A 17,887-nucleotide genomic window follows, 5' to 3' on the forward strand; every position below is an offset into this window, starting at 1 on the left:
CGGACAAACCGCGCCAAAATGGAGGAAAACCAATGAATATCAAATCAATAGGAATCGCGGCAAGTATCCTGCTGGCATCAACCTCTGCCTTTGCGCAGTCGTCGACCGTAACAGGTGCAGCAGGTGGTGCGGCAACCGGTGCTATCGTCGGTGGCCCTGCTGGTGCTGCTGTCGGAGGCATCGTCGGCGGCGTTGCAGGCAGCCTCCTTGAGCCGCCGCCGCCAAAGGTGGTGACCTATGTTCAGCAGGTTCCAACTCCGAGCGAACGCGTCGTGGTGAAGGAAAAGATTGTCGTCGGACAGCCGCTACCGACGACCGTGGTCGTGACGCCAGTTCCCTATGAACCGAAGTATGCGTACGCAATTGTCAACGAACAGCGTGTGATCGTCGAACCTTCCTCCCGGAAGGTCATCCAGGTCGTCCAGTGACGGACGGGCGGCTCCAGCCGCCCCTTTCCAACAATGAGGGCAACAAGCGTACGATCCCTCGACTTGTCCACGGTCCAGGTCAGGCAAGCTGAGTGCGCTTCGGCATGCTCGCTCGCATTCCTGGGAGGCGCAAGTCGTCTCGCCGAGCCGGGTTCGGTCGGGGTGCATAAGTCATCGTTCGGTGACACGGAGGGCCTACACGTCGCGGACGCCGTCTCGGCCATGCAGCAGACAACCGCCGAAATTATCGGTTTGCGACCTATGAATTCCCCGTCATTCGGGCTGAGCAGGTCGATACCGCCTTTGACGTTGCCGATCCGGAAACAGTTTGCCGCCATATCACTGATGGGTCGCTCTTCTCTCAGTTCGAGAAGCCGATTTGTGCGACAGCTTGGGTTGGATCGCCATCTAGACTTGACGTCGCAACCCTTAACGAGCGGAGTTGAGGCAATGACCAATGACCGCCATCATAGCGCTGGTGGACGTCCAATGACCGCTTGGGTCGACGGGCGACGAGCTTCTTGAAGGTTGCAATGGGTGCCGACGATGGACGATGTTTTTCCATCAGGGGACCATTGTGCCCCTCGCTAAAATCGAATTTTTTGCGAACCCGCAGGTCACGTCGATGATTTCAAAACGCCCGGCCACCGAAGCTGACAAGCCTTTTCTCGTATGGCTCGAAGAGGCTTGTATGCGTGAATACGCTGTTGCGCTCTGGGGCTCGTGGCCATCGGGTTTGAGCGTGCGGGATTCCATTGACTGCTGCCAGATCATCATCGATGGCGGTCATGATGTCGGATGCGTCACCGTTGAGAAGCATAGTGATCACCTATGGCTCGACGAACTGTTTATCGAGCCGAAATCTCAGCGGCGAGGAATTGGTTCGAGTCCTGTGGGGTGTCATAGCGGATGCTGCGACTCTTGCAGTTCCGCTTCGCTTGAGCGTCCTGACCACTAATCCCGCGCTGGATTTCTACCTGCGACATGGCTTCCAAATTCATCAAGAAACGACTGAGAGGCGCTATCTTGTGAGGTGAGGATGGCTAATTGCAACTCGCTCACCCACCCCAATGGCGGCTATGCTTCCATTGAGAAGGGTGGCGCATGCGTCCACCAAGTCATCGAAATGACGCAGCAAGATGTCGGGCGCGAGTTCGACAGCCGGAATTTCGGTGTAGCCGAAGAAAACCAGGATTAGCGGTGTACCAGCGGCACGCGCCTCGGCGTCGGTGTCCGCATCACCAACCATAATAGTGTGGGCCAGATCGCCGCCTATTGCCTTCACAGCTTCGATTAGGTGAGCGGCGTTCGGCTTGGCCGCTGTGAGCGGCGCGGGCGGCTGGGTCTTGCTCGCCGGCAATCTCAAGGCCCCATTGTAGCAACCAACGGGCACCACGGCTGATGAAGGGCCGACCCTGATTGTAGGCCAAGGGTTGGAAGCCCTCTGCGACGAGGATTACATTCACTGCCCGGATCAGGTCAGGGGCTGACTCAACTAGGGTTCCGTCAAGGTCGAATGCGATGGTCGAACCGCTAAGGGCGGTGAGGGCGGTCACAGTATAGGTCCTCTCCGGGCCAATGAATACGGCGTAGCCTAGCGGCCGCGAGCTGATTTCCTACAGGACGATCGCGACATGATGCTAGGGGAGCCGAAGACTTCTTCTCCGTTCAGGGCGCGGCTAGGCAGCTTTCGGCCTGTATGGAGGATTGGCTGCCACGAGAATGCGAGCGCTTTTGACGTTGGTATTCGTCACCAACATGAGCAACAGGCCGAGCGCAACGGCTGGGGGAACCTCCAGATCGCCGGAGGCCAACGCCTGATGCGTTGCCTGATCGATTTCGAATAGCTTTTCAATATCTGCGGTACTCAAACCTGTGACGGCAACCGCAGCCTTGTACTCCGAGGCTCTCATGCTCAGTCCAATCGATTCGTAGTGTGTTTGCAGACGTTGAACCTTAGACTCGCCTAATGTGTTCGGTATCGATCTAGCGACATTGAGTATCCCGTCAGCGGCGTTCACGGCGATGTCACGGATGGGAAGACGTTCTTTCTCATTTGCCAGGGGCAGGATGGCCGCCGAATGGCGCCGACCTTCGCTTTCTTCATTCCGTCCCGGAGAAGTGTGAACGCGTCCGATCCGCTCGGGGTCAAGTAGTAAGGCGTGTCAAAATAGACGTCGTCTATCTCAGGGCGGGCCTCAATCTCGAGCGTCTTGTTGTTTTGGGGAATCGCAGCCGCGATCTCTTCCGGATCAATCATGATGTAACGACCGACGTCGATCTCGAACCCCTCTCTGTCTGCTCTTCTTTCGGAACCGGGTCTTCGGTCTCTCTGTCGACGAAAATGCGATTCCCCGGTTGCCCGTCGCTTTGTTGACAGTGTTGAAGGTGATGCGTTCAGAGGTAGAGGCAGCCGTGCAGAGGGCCACTCCCGCGGCTGGCCTCTCCAACTTTCAGAACGCCCTTCCACTGGGCACGGTGTCCTGACGCCATGGTAAACTGCCACCAGCGAAAAATTGCCTACCTGCTGGGCCGCCTGAAAAGGTGGCCTTGAGGAGCGACTACGCGGCTGCATTCTTCTTGGGACGACCGCCCTTTAAGCCATTGAGTCTCGATGAAGTGGCCTTCGCGCCGGACTTTGCCTTCCCACCAGCAGACCCCAATTGCGCCGCCATCCACTTTCTGGAGCCCAATATTCCGTCCATCAGAGCTGGAACACAGAGATCGGCATCGATATCCGGCCAGTGAAGCCCAAGGCCCTTGGCCTCGACAACGACGTTGTTCAATTGCGAAGCGTTAGCACCTTGCAACCCTTGCAGTTTCTCGACGGGAAAACCGAGGAAAGAACCGTTGTTAAGCACCACAACGATGGCATCATGATCAGCGTCGTAGCGGGCTGACGTGGCGTATGGCCCCATCTGCGACTTCATTCCGCTCATGTTGGCTGCGTCAGTTCGCCGATCCGCTTCATGCCTTCTAGGCAATCGGTGCCGAACCGTTAGCTTGCGCCGAGCATGCGCCCAACAATAGGCTAGTCGGACGTCGGGACAGACACGATCCGGTGTGATCAGCCGATTATATCCGGTATGGCCGTCCACCTGAAGGACACCCGTGAACCCTTGTAATATCCGCTCGGCATGCTGGCCGCTTCGACTGGGGGCATAGGTAAAGGCGACGCCAGGCGGAGCGCTCTCTTCGCCGGTCACGACGCCGGGGCCGAGTTGGGCGACCATTGCCTCGCTGATAGAAACCTGCAAGCTCAATGCCGTCGATCCGTTTGCGTACCTGTCCGCCACGCTCACCCGCCTCGTCAATGGCCATAAGCAGAGCTGGATCGACGAGCTAATGCCGTGGAAGTACCCGGAGCGAACACACGGCTGAAGTCCGCTGCCGGCCCATAAGCGGTCATTTCAAAAGCTTTGCCATAAGAGGATTAGGCCGGTGTGCATCGACAATTTCCCAGCCAATTTTGTAATAGAAACCCACTGCGTCGGGCGCTGCGTGGGCTTCTAGTCTCACTGCCTCGTGAGCCATGGCTAGTCTCTCGACGCCGTTCATCATGGCTCGGCCGATACCTTGCCGCTGGCGCTCCGCAACGATTGCAACCGCGCGAACCACCCCATTCCCGTTCCCAGTGAGATCAAGACGGACGGCACCGACGCACTCATTGCCATCGACAAAAATCAGCGGAAGATGCTCCGGCTCTCTGTCGTCAGGATGGTGATCGTCGTATCCAGACAATCCGCGCAGATCGAACAGCACATGCCGTCGAATCTGATGATACGCCTCCCATTCAGATTGGCTCGATACCCGTACCAGCTTCAAATCAGCAGCCTCTCGCAGTGGAACGATTATAGGGGCGGTCCATCGGGGCGCAATGACTGCAATTGGCGCATTTTTGCCATCTCTGTCACAGCGGTATTATTCGAAACGGCAATACGCGCATGGTTAAGGTGCGAGGCAAACAGCGCTAACATCGGGCGTCATGGTCGGTCAGGACCCTTGCCCGTCGTCACGGCTTGGTTGGGCAGCCACTTGCCAGGTGAGATATCTGGTCTCGCGCCCCCGTAAGTTCAAAGCCGGTGCTGTATTCCACCACATCGGCCTCGACGGCGTACATAGTGGCGAAATCAGCGCCAGATGTAAGGGCGGCTAGCAGCTTCGGATGCTTTGAAAGAACAATCGTTCGCCGATCGGGACTGTTTCCGTCGAGGCGGATCGTCTCTTTGTACCTCCCAATCTCGAAGCGCGCCGATCGCAGGCCCATCTCGCCAACAGTGGCATCGCCGATCTCGAAGATGAGACCGTTCTTGGCATCGCACCGGACCATGTAACAAGCCTCGATGTCGGTCGCATCAACCATTGAGCATGTTCCGACCGCTCCGGCATGCGAACCGGTGAGCTTAACCCATGGAGCGGGCGGCTCGACTTCCTGTGTGAGCGCAGGCGATGCCGCAAGGCACGCGCCAAACACACACGCTGCCACGCCAACCACGCCTGCGACTGCCGGTCTGCTGAACCTCATCCTATCCTCGTTTTTCTACGACGTTGCGAGCCCGATAGCGTCTCGACATGGACGGGCTTGTCAAGGTCGATTGACAGGTGACGCAGACCAGCGGGGCGGATGGCGCTTGTGATCGCATCACTTGCTCTGAAAAGCCGGTCGGCCGACGCAATGTTCGAACTGAAATTCAGATGGATACCGACGGCTTTTGCCTAGCCATTGACGAAATAGTACCCATCTATCTTCTTCTCCCGGACGGTGCCGAACAAGTTGCTGGTCGCCAGGGGAGCCTCAAGCTCAGGGTCGTGTTCCCAGACTTCGTCGATCAGGCACCAGTCCAGATGCAGGAAGTCGCCGTCCTTCGAAACGAGAACCCCCAACGCCCCAGCCATAGTCGGATGGAGGCGACGGGCGTTTGCTCGCCAATGGTTGCATCTCCTGATAGGATCATACGATCAGCTTCACACTTCAGCTTAAGCCCCGATCTGGAGGCCTCGAATGCCCTGCAGCAACGCGCTCGCTCCGTTCGTCATCGCCGCTCTCGTGGCCCTCGGTCCGCTGCCGGCTGGAGCGCAGAACAATGCTGCGCCACCGCCGCCGGCGATCTCCCACAAGGTCAAGCTTTGCCAGATGTGTCACGGTGCGAATGGTCTGCCGATTGTTAAGAAGGTGCCGATCATCGCCGGCCAGCACGAGTCCAATTTGCTGATAGTTTTGCAGGAATATCGCAATGGAGCGCGCACCAGCGACCTCATGGGCCCGATCGCGAAGAATCTTTCCGGCGACGACATGAAGGCGCTTGCGGCTTACTTCTCCGCACTGCCCTGGCCCGCCTACCGCGAGCCGGCCGACGCAGCGAGCATTACCCGCTTCCAAGCGCTCGACGAACATGCCCCGCATGACGGCCTTGGTGCGCAATTTTTCGGCCGACGACATCGCTGCCATGGCTCACTATCTTGCCGGCCTCTGACGATCAGTTCGGGGTCTGCGATGCACCGAATAGGGCCGCCGAAATAGCGATCACTGCGTTACGGCGATTGGCACCTCTTTGCCCACGAACATCGAGATACTGGCCATGGGCAGCGAGCGTGATCTCGACCTTGCGCTGAATGCCCATCGCATCCTCGAACATATAGATGATTGCGGGCTTCTCCGGCGAAACTAACGCGATACGGCGCCGACAAGCAGATGCTCGGCCTGCGCCAGCCTGGATGGCAGGGACGGCGGCGATGCACGTCGAAAGAGCTGCCGTCCTCGGAAGGACCTCGGATCTCAAAGGGCGACGGTTTGGTTGGACGAATCCAATCAATCGGTCGCCCGGAGATTATTTGGCTGGACGCGAGTAAGCGCGATTTTCGATGCGTATTGACGCCTGTTCCACACCGAACGGCGGATAGCATCGGTCGCGGTATCCGGCTCTATTCGGTCGTGGAGGTCTTGGAGAAGTTGAACGGGAGCAGGTCGCCGATGTCGGCATTCTCTTCGCGCTGTGGCAACTCGGTGAGTACGTGGCGCAGCCAGATCAGAGGGTCGACGCCACAGGCGCGGCATGTCAGCATCAGACTGTAAATCACAGCACTGGCCTTGGCTCCGTCAGCAGTGTCGATTAGGGCATCAAAAGTGGACACCGATTGTGATACGCGACGAATCAGAGGCTAGTAAGTACTTTGGCACGCCCCGTGCGACCCTTGTGACCATGCTTCGACGCCTCGCAGACGACCTCGAGAATGTCGACAAAATCCAAGCTGCCGTTCCTGGCGCAGCGATCGATGATTGGTGCTTGGGCGGACGGAGGGTAGGTCACGTGCCTCATCGGTCGTACCCTGCTCACCCCCGCAATTCAAAAAGTCTACCGACGCCGTGTTGATAGCGGCAGGTCATTTTCACCTCCATTCCTCCATCCCATCCGGTGGTCTCGTCCATGAAAATCTGGGTAATATCCGACCTTCATTTAGAATTCGGCGAACCGTTCGATTTCGAACCTCCAGCTGATGCAGACGTTGTGGTCTGTGCCGGTGACGTTCTGACGAAGGGCATTGTGCCCAGCTTACGGTGGCTAACAAAGCAGCTCGCCGGAAAACTCCCGGTAGTTTTCGCGGCGGGTAATCACGAATTCTATGGCGATGCACTCCGAGAGAGCTTGAAGGAGGCTGAAATGGCTGAAGGCCACTCGGGCGTTCACTTCCTCGAAAACGCCGTCGCTGAGATCGATGGAGTGTCGTTTATAGGAGGCACGCTGTGGTCGGATTTTCGACTATTCGGCTACAATCCCCAGGTCGCGATGTCATACACCGCGCACGACATGAACGACTACAACAAGATCAGGCTTTCAAAGAATCCGTACGCCAAATTCAGACCCATCGACTCTTACAAAAAGCATGTCGAGACGAGAGAGTTCATAGCCTCGGAACTTCGCGAGCGGCCGGCCCGAAGTGCCGTCTTCGTCACCCATCACGCGCCGTCGCCCCGATCGGTAGCCGCCGAGTTTCGACATGATCCGTTGTCGGCGTGCTACGCTTCGGATTTGGAAGAACTTATCCTGGAGACCCGACCCGCTCTTTGGGTGCATGGCCACGTCCATCATCGCAATGATTACTATGTCGGGAGCACAAGAATTGTCTCGAACCCAAGAGGGTATCCAAGAGAGCAAACCCAATTTGAACCCGGCCTCGTTGTAGAAGTCTGATGCCTCGCGGGCCTGTCACCCTAAGCTCTCTTGAGACCGGGGCTTAATCGACACACCTCATCGGGATGAAGCGCGAGTCCCCGTTTTTCGTATTGACGGTCTCTCGGATTGCCGGAACACTTTTAGTCAGAAGTGGAGATAAAATGGCAAACGAAGATCGGGTCAAGCTGCTGAAAGAGCTGCTGGACCGACAGGACATCAAGGGAATTCAGTTGCTTATCGCCGACGGATGCCCGGTGGCCGAGCTGAGGGCGGCAACTGCCGATTTCGTGTGGAGGTTTGTGCTGACTAATTCCGGGCGCGGCGTGTCGATCGCCAACGTAGACGAGCTTTTGACCGAGTGGACGCAGGCGCTCAGCGGCCTCAAAACTGCAGCCGCACGCCTACGTGTGCAGGACATGGACGATCCTAGCCGCGCTGCGGAGTTTGAGCAGGTAAGGGTGCGCACTGCCGTCGCCCGCATCGCGGAAAATACCCAGTTGGCCGGCATTAGGATCAATCGGCATTTGCGCGCTGGCGAACTGTCTCCGCCACTCGAAACAGCTATCGACGACTGCCTCAGGGAGCAGGGTTTCCAATGGAACGGTGGTGATACAGTCCATGAAGTCTGGTCCGAGGAGCACGAAGCTCGTCTTCGCGCCGCCCAAGCGGAACACAAAGCAAGAAAGCAGATGGCTGTAATCTCCGAGGGAGGCGTCGATGCACCAGTCCTTTGCCTGTCTCGGGTCGCCGCTTTCCGCGTTCAAGCGCGTCGTGATGACGACGAAGCTTTTGCGGAAGCCGCAAATCGCCATCTCAGTGAAGGCTTGCCAGTAGCGGAGATCCAACAGGCCATCGAGTGCACGGACTGGAGATATGTGCTCGAGAACTGCGGTGACCAAATCAAGCTTTCGCGCCTATCCGATCTCAAGGCCTGGTATTTCCAGTTGGTCGACCAGATCGACGAGAACCTTCAGAGTATCCTCCAGGTTAGCGAAGTCCAAGGCAGCCCTAAGGCGATGCTTCGGCTTCTGGAGGCGCGAGAGGAACTCGGCCGTTATTGCCACGAAGCCTATATCGATGGACTTCGTGTCCAGCGATTTCTTCTGCCGGAGGACGAACCGCCAGCGCCTGACCTGGATATTCAACGGGTTCTCGCACGCGCGGGACTGACGTGGGATGGCGGTTTCGAAGTCGAAGCTGCTCCTGGCGAAAACGCGAAGCTGTTTACGGACGCTTGTGCGCTGATGGGCGTGCGAAACGTTTCGTATTCTTAGCGGTTATGCGACTTTTGCAGCGAAGGATTGTGCGAGCGCGGCGGCTTCCAGGGCAGCCCCCAAGCGAGCCGACGTCTTGTATGGATAGTGCTTCCAACACCACCAGTCGTCGCGTTCTCCCTTGACAAAACCGAAGCCAGCCCAGTCCCCGCAATGGCATTTCCGGCCGACGAGTGTGGGAGCACGCTGCAGTGTCGGCCGATCGATGTCGTTCATAATACCTCCTTGAGGACCCAACCCGTCTTGGGTCTTTTCCACCCGCGTTTGGCGGCTCTAAGATCAGCCTCGGCTGTCGCTTTCCGTTTCGCTTCCAGCAGACCATCTGCCCAAACCGTTATGCGGAAACGACCGACGGCGAAGATGTATCGGTCGGTGTCCGCTCTGCGCCCCGAAGCATAGCCCGCTCGGAAGAGCTTCTTTGCGAGGCTGATGTTGACCCTGTTCTCGAAGTTCGGTCCCTGAGCCTGCCACCATTTACGAAAGGCGGTCTCGAAATTCGGCTTTGCTGTCCGGCTAGTCCTGTCCAGCACGTTCAACCTCCCGATCAAACGTGGGCGTCCATCCCCGCGTCATTCCGTGGCTCATTGCTGCCTTGGCCAATGCCAGTTGCATGCGCAAATGCTTGATGTCACCGAGCAGTGTCGCGATGGTCGCCTTGGCATCTTCGTCGTGGAAGGCGAGGGCGGCTTCAACCTCAAAGGCGACATCCATTTGCTTTGCGGGCTTAATCGACATGGCCCGCTTCTCGAACGACGTCATAGAAGGCCTGCACGACGTCGCTCGCGTCTCCGGCGCATTGGAACCAGACCGGTTTGCGCATCACGATGCTGGAACCGACGGCATTGAAGTAGCCACAGGCTCTTTTTGTGGCGGGGTCGACCGCAATGTCGAAATAGCCGAGCGGGCCCCCGGAAGCCATGTCGTAGACGTTGGCCGAATAGAGGCTCCAGCCCTGGTAGTTGGGCATCATGATCATGGTTGCCATCAGGAGCGGATGGATTTCGGCCATCGTAGCTTCTGTGGGTGGTGTCCAGTAAGTGCCCGTGATGTCTTCCCCACGCAGTTGTTCGATCGGCATGTGTGGCATGGCCGTCGTCCTCCTCAAAAGTTTTGGATGTTCCTATTATGTTCTCTTTTGTGGCCGAGTCAACATTCGGATATGACGAGACAAGGAAAACTCATGCGAGGGCCAGCTCAACGAGGACGATCGCTCGGAGTTCCTCCGGAGGCGATTTGTCCTTGCGCTTGGTGATTACTCTTGAGCATGTGCCCGCGACACTAGATCACCAGACTCATAGAGCGTGAAAATGTTCTTATGCTCGATTGTGCCGTCGCTTGTTTCGATCTTGATATTCGAAATCCCCTCGGGCCGCACACGGAGCCACATCCGGTAGTCAGTTAGTCGCTGGGTGACGGATCTGTAAATGCCTATCGCCTCGCCGTGGCCTGCTTAGATGACCTCGGCGTGATCCAACGTCTTGGGGATTTTATTTTTTCCGCGCCGGAATCCCCCAGCCTTCGACTTCGTCTCCCTTCGGTAACACGACGTAGCGAAGACCGTCATCGTGGATGTACTGGGAGTAAATTTCGACCATTCCTGAGCCTGCGTCCGACCGCGTTATACCAACATGCATTGATCAAAACCGATGCGCCCACTCGCGCAGTCCAATGGACATTATCTTCCAGGGTTGCGCGACGAGTTTGTTCCAGGCGGCACAGCAGTGAGCGACGATGTCCTCGTAGTCTGTGAAGATGCGGTTCGACAGCCAGTTGTCCCTCATAAACTGCCAGACGTTTTCGACAGGGTTCAATTCAGGCGAACGCGGCGGCAAGAACAGCAATGTGATGTTGTCAGGGACGCTGAGCTTCGGCGTGACGTGCCATCCGGCTTGATCGAGGATGAGGACCGCGTGAGCGCCGTCATCGACTGCCTGGCTGATTTCCAGCAGATGTTGATTCATGGCGTCGGTATCGCAATAGGGCAATACGAGGCCCGCGCCCTTACCTTTCTTGGGGCAGATGGCACCGAAGATGTACGCCCACATCGTCCGTTGATCCAGCGGCGCTGAAGGTCGGGTGCCACGGCGAGCCCATCGGCGGGTGATCTTGTTTTTCTGACCTATGCGCGCCTCGTCGGCCCACCAGAGTTCGATCTCGGTATTCTTCGGGAGGCTGCTTCTGATGGCTGCCAATGCGGCAGGGAACTCTTTTTAAAAGCGTCCACTTCGGGTTCATTCTGGGCGTAGTGGCGCGGCCGGGCAGACAGCTTGGCAAAGCCGAGAGCCTTCAATTCGCGACCAACCGTGGTCTCGTCCATCGAGATCCGGAATTCCTGGAAGATCCATTGGACCAGATCCTTGCGCCGCCACCGAACGACACCGTGGATAGCCGGGATCGGACCACGCTCTACAATCTTGGCCAAGGCCTGGCGCTGATCATCATTCAGCTTGGGCCGATTGCCGGGAGCCTTGCCGTTGAGGAGCCCGGCCGACCCGTGCTCATTGAAACGAACGACCCAGTCGCGAACAATCTGCAAGGTCACGCCCCCGATCCGGGCCGCATCTGTACGCGAGCCGCCGTCATAAATTTCCGCCAACGCCAGAAGCCGCCGCGCTTGAGCGGCATCCTTGGTCCCTTTCGCGAACTGCCGCAGAGCAGGACCATCAAAATCATCGCGCAATGCAATCGCCGAACCCATTGCAAACCTCCCGTTTGCCCCATGGATTCAGATTTTCACCGATTCGGGAATCCCAAGTGAGTCGCACTCTGCGCTCGCTGGTATTAGGCCCCGATAGTGAGCCGCACAAAAGAAACCCGGCAAACGGTTCTTGGCAGACGCATTACGTACTTAACAGCTATTGCAAAGGCGGCACGTCTAGTGCGCATGTGCCTTATTCCTATAGGATGCGGCCCGTTCGCATCCGCCGATGATCTGGAGTGCGATCCTGAGAAAAGGAGTCCATTCAACGGTGTATAGTCGTTGGCTTTTCAGAGCCAGGCTGCAGTCGTCCGCAGCAGAACTTCTGCGCGCGCCTATCGACAGACCGGTCATCGGACGATTTCGACTCCCAACCAGAGTCTCAAGTGTTCGGGTTGAAGGAATCACTGGGCTCTGCCACCATTCGCCGGTTCCCTTGATTCCGGAACGGGTCGTCAATGTTGGGCGTGAACCATGACGACTGCGAATGATCCTGTCTAAGCCAGAAACCGCGAGGGAAAAAGCGATGACAGCCGCCGAGAAAAGGCTAGACCTTCAGTACGATGCCGTTGAACAAGCGATTGCTTGGCACTCGGGTGACATGAGGGCAGCCATTGCCACGCTGATCGACGACTGCAAGCACCTTAGAGATCAGCTCGACACCGCACAGAAATGCATGAGCAAAGGCCTGACACGAGGTTGGGTTCCAAGTCCGGAGCGCTAGAGTGATGATCGGCGGGTATTCGTGTGCCGCAGAGCAGGTACTCGATTCCCGTCGTTCTTTAGCGGACGCTAATCGCCTATATCACCCCCTTCAGACACGAAGGAACAACATGACAAAGAAGCTGAACTCGTTGGAAGCGACAAGGGACTGCGTCTTGACGGCCCGTCCGTTCAAGGGAGCTTTCATGTACATGGCTGTTGCTGTTGCCGTCACGGCCTGGTCGGTGACGGAAACCCATAAAGCGCCGATCCCTCCGGACGACCAAGTCGCGACCGTCATTCACTAAGGCGAGACTTAGGCTCCAAGCGACCTAGTGGGAGATTGCATTAGCTCCCGAATGAACTTCGATAAGCTGCCCTCTCGACTAGCGTTTTCGGCCTCCCAACTGCAGATTCCGAGGCAATCCGCCCCCGCATTCCGAAATAATGCCGCCCCCCAATTCCGAGAATTAACCGCCCCCTTGTTCCGAGATGATGCCGCCCTCTGATTGGGGTGTTTGTCGGGGTGTTCTGCTGGTGAGACGTTCGTCCTTTCAGTTGCCTGAGAGGAAGGAACGCGATGCCAGCGGAGAGACCGAAGATGCGGCGTGTCCGCGAGATACTGAGATACAGATTTGAGGAAGGCCTTGGCCACAAGTCGATTGCGGTGCGCGTTGGTGCGGCGCCGTCGACGGTGCGTGAGACGCTGCGCCGTGTGGACATTGCTGGGCTTTCCTGGCCGTTGGGCGAGGACGTCAGCGATGCGATGTTGGAAGCGGCTCTCTACAAGGCTGCCGGCACGAAGACCGGTCATCGCCGCAGCGCTGAGCCGGATTGGGCTCTTGTTCACCGGGAACTGAAGCGCAAGCATGTGACGCTGCAGATCCTCTGGGACGAGTATATCGGCCTTCATCCCGAGGGATATCGCTACAGCCGTTACTGTGATTTGTATCGCGGCTGGGCGCTGAAGCTGCCGGTGACAATGCGCCAAAACCATGCGGCCGGCGAAAAGCTGTTCGTCGATTATGCCGGCGACACGGTCACGGTGGTCGTCGACAGATTGTCGGGAAAGACGCGGCAAGCCCACCTGTTCGTCGCAGTGCTCGGCGCATCGAGCCTTTCATTTGCACATGCTCGCTGGAGCGAAACGTTGCCCGACTGGATCGGAATGTCACCTGCTTGCGCTTGAGGCGTTCGGTGGCGCACCGGCGTTGCTGGTTCCCGACAACGCCAAGGTCGCCGTCATCAAGGCCTGCCATTTTGATCCGCAGGTCAATCGCACCTATGCCGGGATGGCGGCTCATTACGGAAGCGCTGTTCTTCCGGCACGACCGCGCCGGCCTCGGGACAAGGCGAAGGTCGAAGCCGCGGTTCGCATTGTCGAGCGCTGGCTGCTGGGTCGACTACGCCACCGCGTCTTTTACAGCCTTGCCGACGTGAATGCGGCGATTGCTGAATTGCTCGCTGATCTCAACGACAGGCGCGTCCTGCGTCGCGTCGGGCGCACGCGACGGCAATTGTTCGAAGAGCTGGATTATCCCGCCCTGCGTCCGCTGACTGTGGAACGATACGTCTTTGCGGAATGGAAGATACGCAGGGCCGGTCTCGATTATCATGTCGATATCGACAAGCACTATTACTCGGTGCCCTACCGCTTTGCGCGTGAGCAGGTCGAGGCCCGCATCACCGCCAATACCATCGAGATCTTCCACAAAGGTGAGCGGATTGCCGCCCACAGGCGTTCGAGTGGCAATGGCAAGCACACGACAACGCCCGAGCACATGCCGTCATCGCATCGCCGCTTTGCCGACTGGACGATCGAACGCATCCGCCGCGAAGCCTCCGCGATCGGCTCAGACGTTGCATTGCTCTGCGAGCGTATTCTTGCCGATCGACCGCATCCCGAACAGGGCTACAGAGCCTGTCTGGGCATTATCCGCCTCGTCAAAGCGTTTGAGCGCGAGAGGGTCAATGCAGCCTGCGGCCGGGCATTGGAAATCGGCGCTCGAACCTATGGCTCGGTGCGTTCCATTCTCGACAATCACCTTGACCGACCGTCGGCGTCATCAGGCGCATCATCACCCGAGCCGATCAACCACTCCAACATCCGCGGTCCCCGCTATTACCACTGAGGAGACGACATATGCTTGCACATCCTACCCTTGATAAATTGAATGCCATGGGCCTGACTGGCATGGCCAAGGCGTTCAACGAACTGCTGACCAACGGTGAGAGCGAACAACTCTACCATGCCGAATGGCTCGGGCTACTGCTGGAGCGAGAATGGAGTTCGCGCCACGATCGCAAGCTTGCCGCCCGGCTGCGGTTTGCCAAGCTTCGCCATCATGCTGTGCCTGAGGATGTCGATTACCGCAGCGACCGCGGTCTCGATCGTGCGCTGTTCATGAAGCTGATCGGCGGCGACTGGATTGATGCCCACGACAACCTCGCGATTTGCGGGCCATCTGGCGTTGGCAAAAGCTGGTTAGCCTGTGCACTCGGGCACAAGGCCTGCCGCGACGATCGCTCAGTTCTTTATCAACGCGTGCCACGCTTGTTTGCCAATCTCGCTCTTGCCCACGGCGACGGCCGCTATGCAAGGCTGCAGCGAACCCTCGGCCACGTCCAGCTCTTGATCCTTGATGACTGGGGTCTGGAACCGCTCAATGAGCAGGCACGCCACGACCTCCTGGAGATCCTCGAAGATCGCTACGGACGCCGCTCGACGATTATCACCAGCCAGCTTCCGGTATCAGCCTGGCACGAGATCATCGGCAACCCAACCTACGCCGATGCCATCCTCGATCGCCTCGTTCACAACGCCCACCGCATCGACCTATCCGGCGAAAGCTTGCGGCGAAATCAGCGCCGGAAATCTTGACTCGTTACACGAATGAACTGACAACAATCACAGCCAGCAGGACCCCAGCCTCAAGGGGGCGAGATCATCCCGGAATCCGGGGGCGCAATCATCTCGGAACAAAGGGGCGGCTTCATCGGAATCGGCACTCCCAACCGAATTTCCAAGCATCGTGCGCGCCACCCAGTCCCCAAGTTCGACTGCGTCTTCCTTCGGTGCGCGCTCCGGCTTGAGATAGGGGTTTCTTGGACCTTGGGGCCCAGAGACACGTAACAATGAGGAGCTGCGTTTGTGTTGCGTCGCAGCTCTTCATGTCGTTCCTGATGCTCTGCGCTTAGGGATTGATCCAATGGAAGTCCGTCAGCGCTCCGACATCGCCATAGTCAAGGACTGCGCCGCGGTTGGGCCTTCCAGGAGAAGTGGGCTTTTGAGACATCCCTGGCTCCCATCGATCATGGGACAGGGTTAGTACCGACACGGCCATCATACGACCGATCGTTGTCGCTTGCAGTTCATTTACCGGCCTCTTTGTTCGCTCGTAATGGAATCCTATTGGATAGCCAGGCTCGGACATTCGGAGACGACGTCCACCACGAAGTCCATAACTGCCCGGACCGCAGGAGTTTTATGCAAGTCGCTGTGAACCACGAGCCATATGTCGCGTGCGAAGTATGGTGCACGCTCGTCAATCCGAACGAGATCACGATCGCGTTCACCCATAAAACAAGGCAAACCTGCTACGCCCACTCCGGCCCGCACCGCGATCAGGTGTTCGCTTGAGTAAGTCAGTTCGCAAACGACTGGGCGTCGGCCAGCAATTCCGAGCAGCCACGATTGGGCCGGCGTATCGGCAAAAGTTTGGTCCCACCCTATGAACTCCCAGCGTTGGGGTGCGGCCAGATGGGCATAGGAACGGTGCGCATAGAGGCCAAAGGCCATTGTGCCGATCTTCCGTGTCACGCTACTGGTTTCATCCGGCCTCACGAACCGTACAGCGACATCAGCCTCCCGACGGCTCAGTGAAACCCGTTGCGCTTGCGCGGAGAGCGACAGCCGGATCTCGGGATAGCTCTCCCTGAACCGTGTCAACCGTTCGGTTAGAAGATGGGTTACGAGCACTGGCGGCGCGCTCAGCGTGATCCGGCCGACAAGCGGAGCGTGATCTGCCTTCGCAAGGCGAACGATGCCATAGGCTGAAGCCTCCATCTCGATGGCCCGCTCGAACACCTGCCTGCCCAAGCTGGTGAGACGACAGGAGCGCGGCAGGCGATCTACCAGTTTCGCGTCAAGTTCAGCCTCTAACGCAGCAAGTCGTCTGCTTACAGTCGCGTGATCCACCTTGAGGCTGCGGGCAGCGCCAGACAGCGTGCCGCTTTGAGCAACGGCGAGGAAATGGCGAACGTCTTCCCAGTCAATCATCGGTGCAAAATCTCCAAGATGGCTGGCACACATACCGAATTTTCGCATGGAACGCGCCCATGTACTTTCCGGGACGTCAAGTTTCATCGCATGGAAAGTGAACATCATGACCGGACAACCCTTCAAGATCGGCATCGTTGGCGTGCAACCTGGAAGGAGCTGGGCTGCGCGCGCCCATATTCCCGCATTGCGCACTCTCGCCGACTCATTCGAGATCGTAGGGATCGCCAATACCAGCAAGGCCAGTGCCCAAGCAGCTGCAGCCGAGATGGGCGTGTCGAAAGCCTTCGCTGGCGTTGCCGAGTTGATCACATCGCCCGAGGTCGACATTGTCACTGTCGCGGTGAAGGTACCCCCGCACTTCGAAATCGTGAAGGCCGCGATCGAAGCTGGCAAACATGTCTATTGCGAATGGCCGCTCGGCAATGGATTGGCGGAAGCCCGCGAAATGGCTGCGCTTGTCAAGGCAAGAGGGGTCCTGGGCGTGGTGGGAACCCAAGCGCGTTTCGCGCCAGAGATCGAGTATCTGAGACATCTGATCCTCGACGGCTTTGTCGGCGAGGTGCTGTCGACGACCTTGGTCGCGCGAGGCGGGACTGCACTGGGCGGCGGCACCATTCCTGACGCGAAGACCTACGGATATTTGCTGGACCGCGCCAATGGTGCAACTATGCTGACAATCCCAGTGGGGCATACGCTGGCCGCGCTAAGGGATGTATTAGGCGAGGTCGTGGAAGTCTCTGCTATAACAGCGACACGTAGACCCACGGCGACAGCAAACGATACCGGTGAAAAGCTCCCTGTATTGGCACCTGACCAGGTGCTGGTGAGCGGGGTTTTGTCCAGCGGCGCACCCATTTCCATCCATTACCGCGGCGGCGCGGCGCGGGACGGCGATGGATTGTTTTGGGAAATCCACGGGACCGAGGGCGACATACGGGTCTCTGGCTCGTCCGGCCACGTGCAAATGGTGCATCTTTCACTGATGGGTGCGCGCGGCGGGGACACAGCATTCCATGCGATTGATATTCCCTCATCATACCGGACTGGTTGGCCGGAGGATGCCGAGCCTGGGAATGTCGCACGCCTCTATGCCAAGATGGCCCAGGATTTGCGCGAAGGCACTCATACTGCGCCAAGCTTTGAGGATGCGGTCGCAGTGCATCGGGTTATTGACGCGATCGAGAGAGCAGCCGAAGGCGGACATCGCGTCGTGCTAACTTGAACGAAGAAGGCTTTGTCGGACGGCCGTCTACAGCTGACGTGCATGTGGCCGTTCTTGAGGGATACATTGCGACAGCCGGGGATGGAGGTTGCGAATGAATGATCTTTAT

At 58.0% G+C, this 17,887-nt stretch carries 19 protein-coding genes and 6 pseudogenes; 10 read left to right on the forward strand and 15 right to left on the reverse strand.

The genetic code is table 11. From position 1 onward, the window contains the following. Positions 1-32: 32 nt before the first annotated feature. A complete protein-coding gene (locus WGT02_RS28005; protein ID WP_024317634.1) occupies positions 33-428 on the forward strand; it encodes a DUF1236 domain-containing protein in 396 nt (131 codons plus the stop codon). Positions 429-981: 553 nt separating this feature from the next. After that, complete coding sequence (locus tag WGT02_RS28010; RefSeq protein ID WP_208247710.1) at positions 982-1,386, forward strand: GNAT family N-acetyltransferase; 405 nt, start codon at positions 982-984, stop codon at positions 1,384-1,386. 63 nt (positions 1,387-1,449) lie between these two features. Here WGT02_RS28010 and WGT02_RS28015 read toward each other — a convergent pair. The 5 genes and pseudogenes from WGT02_RS28015 to WGT02_RS28035 all read right to left on the reverse strand — a co-directional run. Then, positions 1,450-1,984 (reverse strand): annotated as a pseudogene (locus tag WGT02_RS28015) (HAD hydrolase-like protein). 123 nt (positions 1,985-2,107) lie between these two features. Continuing rightward, on the reverse strand, positions 2,108-2,341 hold the full coding sequence (locus WGT02_RS28020; protein WP_024317637.1) for a hypothetical protein: 234 nt from the start codon (positions 2,339-2,341) through the stop codon (positions 2,108-2,110). Between the two features lie 161 nt (positions 2,342-2,502). Beyond that, positions 2,503-2,921: pseudogene (locus tag WGT02_RS28025) on the reverse strand (Ku protein); the annotation flags it as partial. Positions 2,922-2,989: 68 nt separating this feature from the next. Continuing rightward, positions 2,990-3,358, reverse strand: a complete 369-nt coding sequence (locus WGT02_RS28030; RefSeq protein WP_024317639.1) for a DUF2442 domain-containing protein — start codon at positions 3,356-3,358, stop codon at positions 2,990-2,992. Positions 3,359-3,378: 20 nt separating this feature from the next. Next, positions 3,379-3,616 (reverse strand): annotated as a pseudogene (locus WGT02_RS28035) (transposase); the annotation flags it as partial. On the opposite strand from WGT02_RS28035, the pseudogene WGT02_RS28040 reads away from it, so the two are divergent. After that, positions 3,608-3,809 (forward strand): annotated as a pseudogene (locus WGT02_RS28040) (transposase domain-containing protein); the annotation flags it as partial. The pseudogenes WGT02_RS28035 and WGT02_RS28040 overlap by 9 nt on opposite strands. Before the next feature lie 24 nt (positions 3,810-3,833). Here WGT02_RS28040 and WGT02_RS28045 read toward each other — a convergent pair. The 3 genes from WGT02_RS28045 to WGT02_RS28055 all read right to left on the reverse strand — a co-directional run bounded on the left by WGT02_RS28045 (position 3,834) and on the right by WGT02_RS28055 (position 5,312). After that, complete coding sequence (locus WGT02_RS28045; protein WP_024317641.1) at positions 3,834-4,253, reverse strand: GNAT family N-acetyltransferase; 420 nt, start codon at positions 4,251-4,253, stop codon at positions 3,834-3,836. Between the two features lie 187 nt (positions 4,254-4,440). Then, complete coding sequence (locus tag WGT02_RS28050; RefSeq protein ID WP_024317642.1) at positions 4,441-4,953, reverse strand: hypothetical protein; 513 nt, start codon at positions 4,951-4,953, stop codon at positions 4,441-4,443. Between the two features lie 191 nt (positions 4,954-5,144). Beyond that, positions 5,145-5,312 (reverse strand): hypothetical protein, encoded by a 168-nt coding sequence (locus WGT02_RS28055; protein ID WP_208247712.1) that lies wholly within the window; start codon positions 5,310-5,312, stop codon positions 5,145-5,147. 118 nt (positions 5,313-5,430) lie between these two features. Between WGT02_RS28055 and WGT02_RS28060 the strand changes: the two genes are divergently transcribed. Further along, positions 5,431-5,949: a c-type cytochrome gene (locus WGT02_RS28060; RefSeq protein WP_225040077.1), complete on the forward strand. Its 519-nt coding sequence runs from the start codon at positions 5,431-5,433 to the stop codon at positions 5,947-5,949. A gap of 401 nt (positions 5,950-6,350) precedes the next feature. On the opposite strand, the pseudogene WGT02_RS28065 reads toward WGT02_RS28060, so the two are convergent. Beyond that, positions 6,351-6,536 (reverse strand): annotated as a pseudogene (locus tag WGT02_RS28065) (transposase domain-containing protein); the annotation flags it as partial. Between the two features lie 317 nt (positions 6,537-6,853). On the opposite strand from WGT02_RS28065, the gene WGT02_RS28070 reads away from it, so the two are divergent. Both WGT02_RS28070 and WGT02_RS28075 read left to right on the forward strand, forming a co-directional pair. Further along, complete coding sequence (locus tag WGT02_RS28070) at positions 6,854-7,618, forward strand: metallophosphoesterase (RefSeq protein ID WP_024317646.1); 765 nt, start codon at positions 6,854-6,856, stop codon at positions 7,616-7,618. 143 nt (positions 7,619-7,761) lie between these two features. After that, complete coding sequence (locus WGT02_RS28075; protein ID WP_208247714.1) at positions 7,762-8,874, forward strand: hypothetical protein; 1,113 nt, start codon at positions 7,762-7,764, stop codon at positions 8,872-8,874. 3 nt (positions 8,875-8,877) lie between these two features. Here WGT02_RS28075 and WGT02_RS28080 read toward each other — a convergent pair whose 3' ends face one another. The 5 genes from WGT02_RS28080 to WGT02_RS28100 all read right to left on the reverse strand — a co-directional run bounded on the left by WGT02_RS28080 (position 8,878) and on the right by WGT02_RS28100 (position 11,572). Further along, the gene (locus WGT02_RS28080; RefSeq protein ID WP_024317649.1) at positions 8,878-9,090 is read right to left on the reverse strand and encodes a hypothetical protein; all 213 of its coding nucleotides are present in this window, start codon (positions 9,088-9,090) and stop codon (positions 8,878-8,880) included. Next, a complete protein-coding gene (locus WGT02_RS28085) occupies positions 9,087-9,404 on the reverse strand; it encodes a hypothetical protein (RefSeq protein ID WP_208247716.1) in 318 nt (105 codons plus the stop codon). The genes WGT02_RS28080 and WGT02_RS28085 overlap by 4 nt, the downstream gene beginning before the upstream one ends. Further along, positions 9,388-9,609, reverse strand: coding sequence for a hypothetical protein (locus tag WGT02_RS28090; protein ID WP_208247718.1), 222 nt, complete (start codon positions 9,607-9,609; stop codon positions 9,388-9,390). The genes WGT02_RS28085 and WGT02_RS28090 overlap by 17 nt, the downstream gene beginning before the upstream one ends. Further along, positions 9,599-9,961, reverse strand: a complete 363-nt coding sequence (locus tag WGT02_RS28095) for a hypothetical protein (RefSeq protein ID WP_225040075.1) — start codon at positions 9,959-9,961, stop codon at positions 9,599-9,601. Before WGT02_RS28095 ends, WGT02_RS28090 begins: the two co-directional genes overlap by 11 nt. Positions 9,962-10,511: 550 nt before the next feature. After that, positions 10,512-11,572, reverse strand: a protein-coding gene (locus tag WGT02_RS28100; protein WP_112334090.1) for an IS630 family transposase whose coding sequence is annotated in 2 segments (ribosomal slippage) — positions 10,512-11,080 and positions 11,080-11,572 — 1,062 coding nt in all. Because the reading frame shifts where the segments join, the coding sequence is not laid out codon by codon here. 833 nt (positions 11,573-12,405) lie between these two features. Between WGT02_RS28100 and WGT02_RS28105 the strand changes: the two genes are divergently transcribed. The 3 genes and pseudogenes from WGT02_RS28105 to istB all read left to right on the forward strand — a co-directional run bounded on the left by WGT02_RS28105 (position 12,406) and on the right by istB (position 15,155). Continuing rightward, positions 12,406-12,582 carry a hypothetical protein gene (locus tag WGT02_RS28105; RefSeq protein WP_176703636.1) on the forward strand — a complete coding sequence of 59 codons (177 nt, stop codon included), beginning with the start codon at positions 12,406-12,408 and terminating at the stop codon, positions 12,580-12,582. 293 nt (positions 12,583-12,875) lie between these two features. Beyond that, positions 12,876-14,406 (forward strand): annotated as a pseudogene (gene istA, locus WGT02_RS28110) (IS21 family transposase). An 11-nt stretch (positions 14,407-14,417) separates the two neighbouring features. Beyond that, the gene (istB, locus tag WGT02_RS28115; RefSeq protein ID WP_208247721.1) at positions 14,418-15,155 is read left to right on the forward strand and encodes an IS21-like element helper ATPase IstB; all 738 of its coding nucleotides are present in this window, start codon (positions 14,418-14,420) and stop codon (positions 15,153-15,155) included. A gap of 528 nt (positions 15,156-15,683) precedes the next feature. Here istB and WGT02_RS28120 read toward each other — a convergent pair. Continuing rightward, on the reverse strand, positions 15,684-16,661 hold the full coding sequence (locus tag WGT02_RS28120; protein ID WP_225040073.1) for a LysR family transcriptional regulator: 978 nt from the start codon (positions 16,659-16,661) through the stop codon (positions 15,684-15,686). On the opposite strand from WGT02_RS28120, the gene WGT02_RS28125 reads away from it, so the two are divergent. Next, entirely contained in the window at positions 16,660-17,778 is a 1,119-nt protein-coding gene (locus WGT02_RS28125; RefSeq protein ID WP_024318297.1) for a Gfo/Idh/MocA family protein, read from the forward strand. The two genes, WGT02_RS28120 and WGT02_RS28125, sit on opposite strands and share 2 nt — an antisense overlap. The last annotated feature ends 109 nt before the right edge of the window (positions 17,779-17,887 follow it).

This window comes from Rhizobium sp. T1470, assembly GCF_042140505.1.
GTDB lineage: Bacteria > Pseudomonadota > Alphaproteobacteria > Rhizobiales > Rhizobiaceae > Rhizobium > Rhizobium favelukesii.

Bases quoted from the DNA above. Each gene is read 5' to 3' on its own strand.
- WGT02_RS28060 (WP_225040077.1), top strand. From the start codon at position 5,431: ATGCCCTGCAGCAACGCGCTCGCTCCGTTCGTCATCGCCGCTCTCGTG.
- WGT02_RS28125 (WP_024318297.1), top strand. From the start codon at position 16,660: ATGACCGGACAACCCTTCAAGATCGGCATCGTTGGCGTGCAACCTGGA.
- WGT02_RS28075 (WP_208247714.1), top strand. From the start codon at position 7,762: ATGGCAAACGAAGATCGGGTCAAGCTGCTGAAAGAGCTGCTGGACCGA.
- WGT02_RS28070 (WP_024317646.1), top strand. From the start codon at position 6,854: ATGAAAATCTGGGTAATATCCGACCTTCATTTAGAATTCGGCGAACCG.
- WGT02_RS28030 (WP_024317639.1), bottom strand. From the start codon at position 3,358: ATGAAGTCGCAGATGGGGCCATACGCCACGTCAGCCCGCTACGACGCT.
- WGT02_RS28120 (WP_225040073.1), bottom strand. From the start codon at position 16,661: ATGATGTTCACTTTCCATGCGATGAAACTTGACGTCCCGGAAAGTACA.
- WGT02_RS28050 (WP_024317642.1), bottom strand. From the start codon at position 4,953: ATGAGGTTCAGCAGACCGGCAGTCGCAGGCGTGGTTGGCGTGGCAGCG.
- WGT02_RS28105 (WP_176703636.1), top strand. From the start codon at position 12,406: ATGACAAAGAAGCTGAACTCGTTGGAAGCGACAAGGGACTGCGTCTTG.
- istB (WP_208247721.1), top strand. From the start codon at position 14,418: ATGCTTGCACATCCTACCCTTGATAAATTGAATGCCATGGGCCTGACT.
- WGT02_RS28090 (WP_208247718.1), bottom strand. From the start codon at position 9,609: ATGTCGATTAAGCCCGCAAAGCAAATGGATGTCGCCTTTGAGGTTGAA.
- WGT02_RS28010 (WP_208247710.1), top strand. From the start codon at position 982: ATGTTTTTCCATCAGGGGACCATTGTGCCCCTCGCTAAAATCGAATTT.
- WGT02_RS28080 (WP_024317649.1), bottom strand. From the start codon at position 9,090: ATGAACGACATCGATCGGCCGACACTGCAGCGTGCTCCCACACTCGTC.
- WGT02_RS28095 (WP_225040075.1), bottom strand. From the start codon at position 9,961: ATGCCACACATGCCGATCGAACAACTGCGTGGGGAAGACATCACGGGC.
- WGT02_RS28005 (WP_024317634.1), top strand. From the start codon at position 33: ATGAATATCAAATCAATAGGAATCGCGGCAAGTATCCTGCTGGCATCA.
- WGT02_RS28020 (WP_024317637.1), bottom strand. From the start codon at position 2,341: ATGAGAGCCTCGGAGTACAAGGCTGCGGTTGCCGTCACAGGTTTGAGT.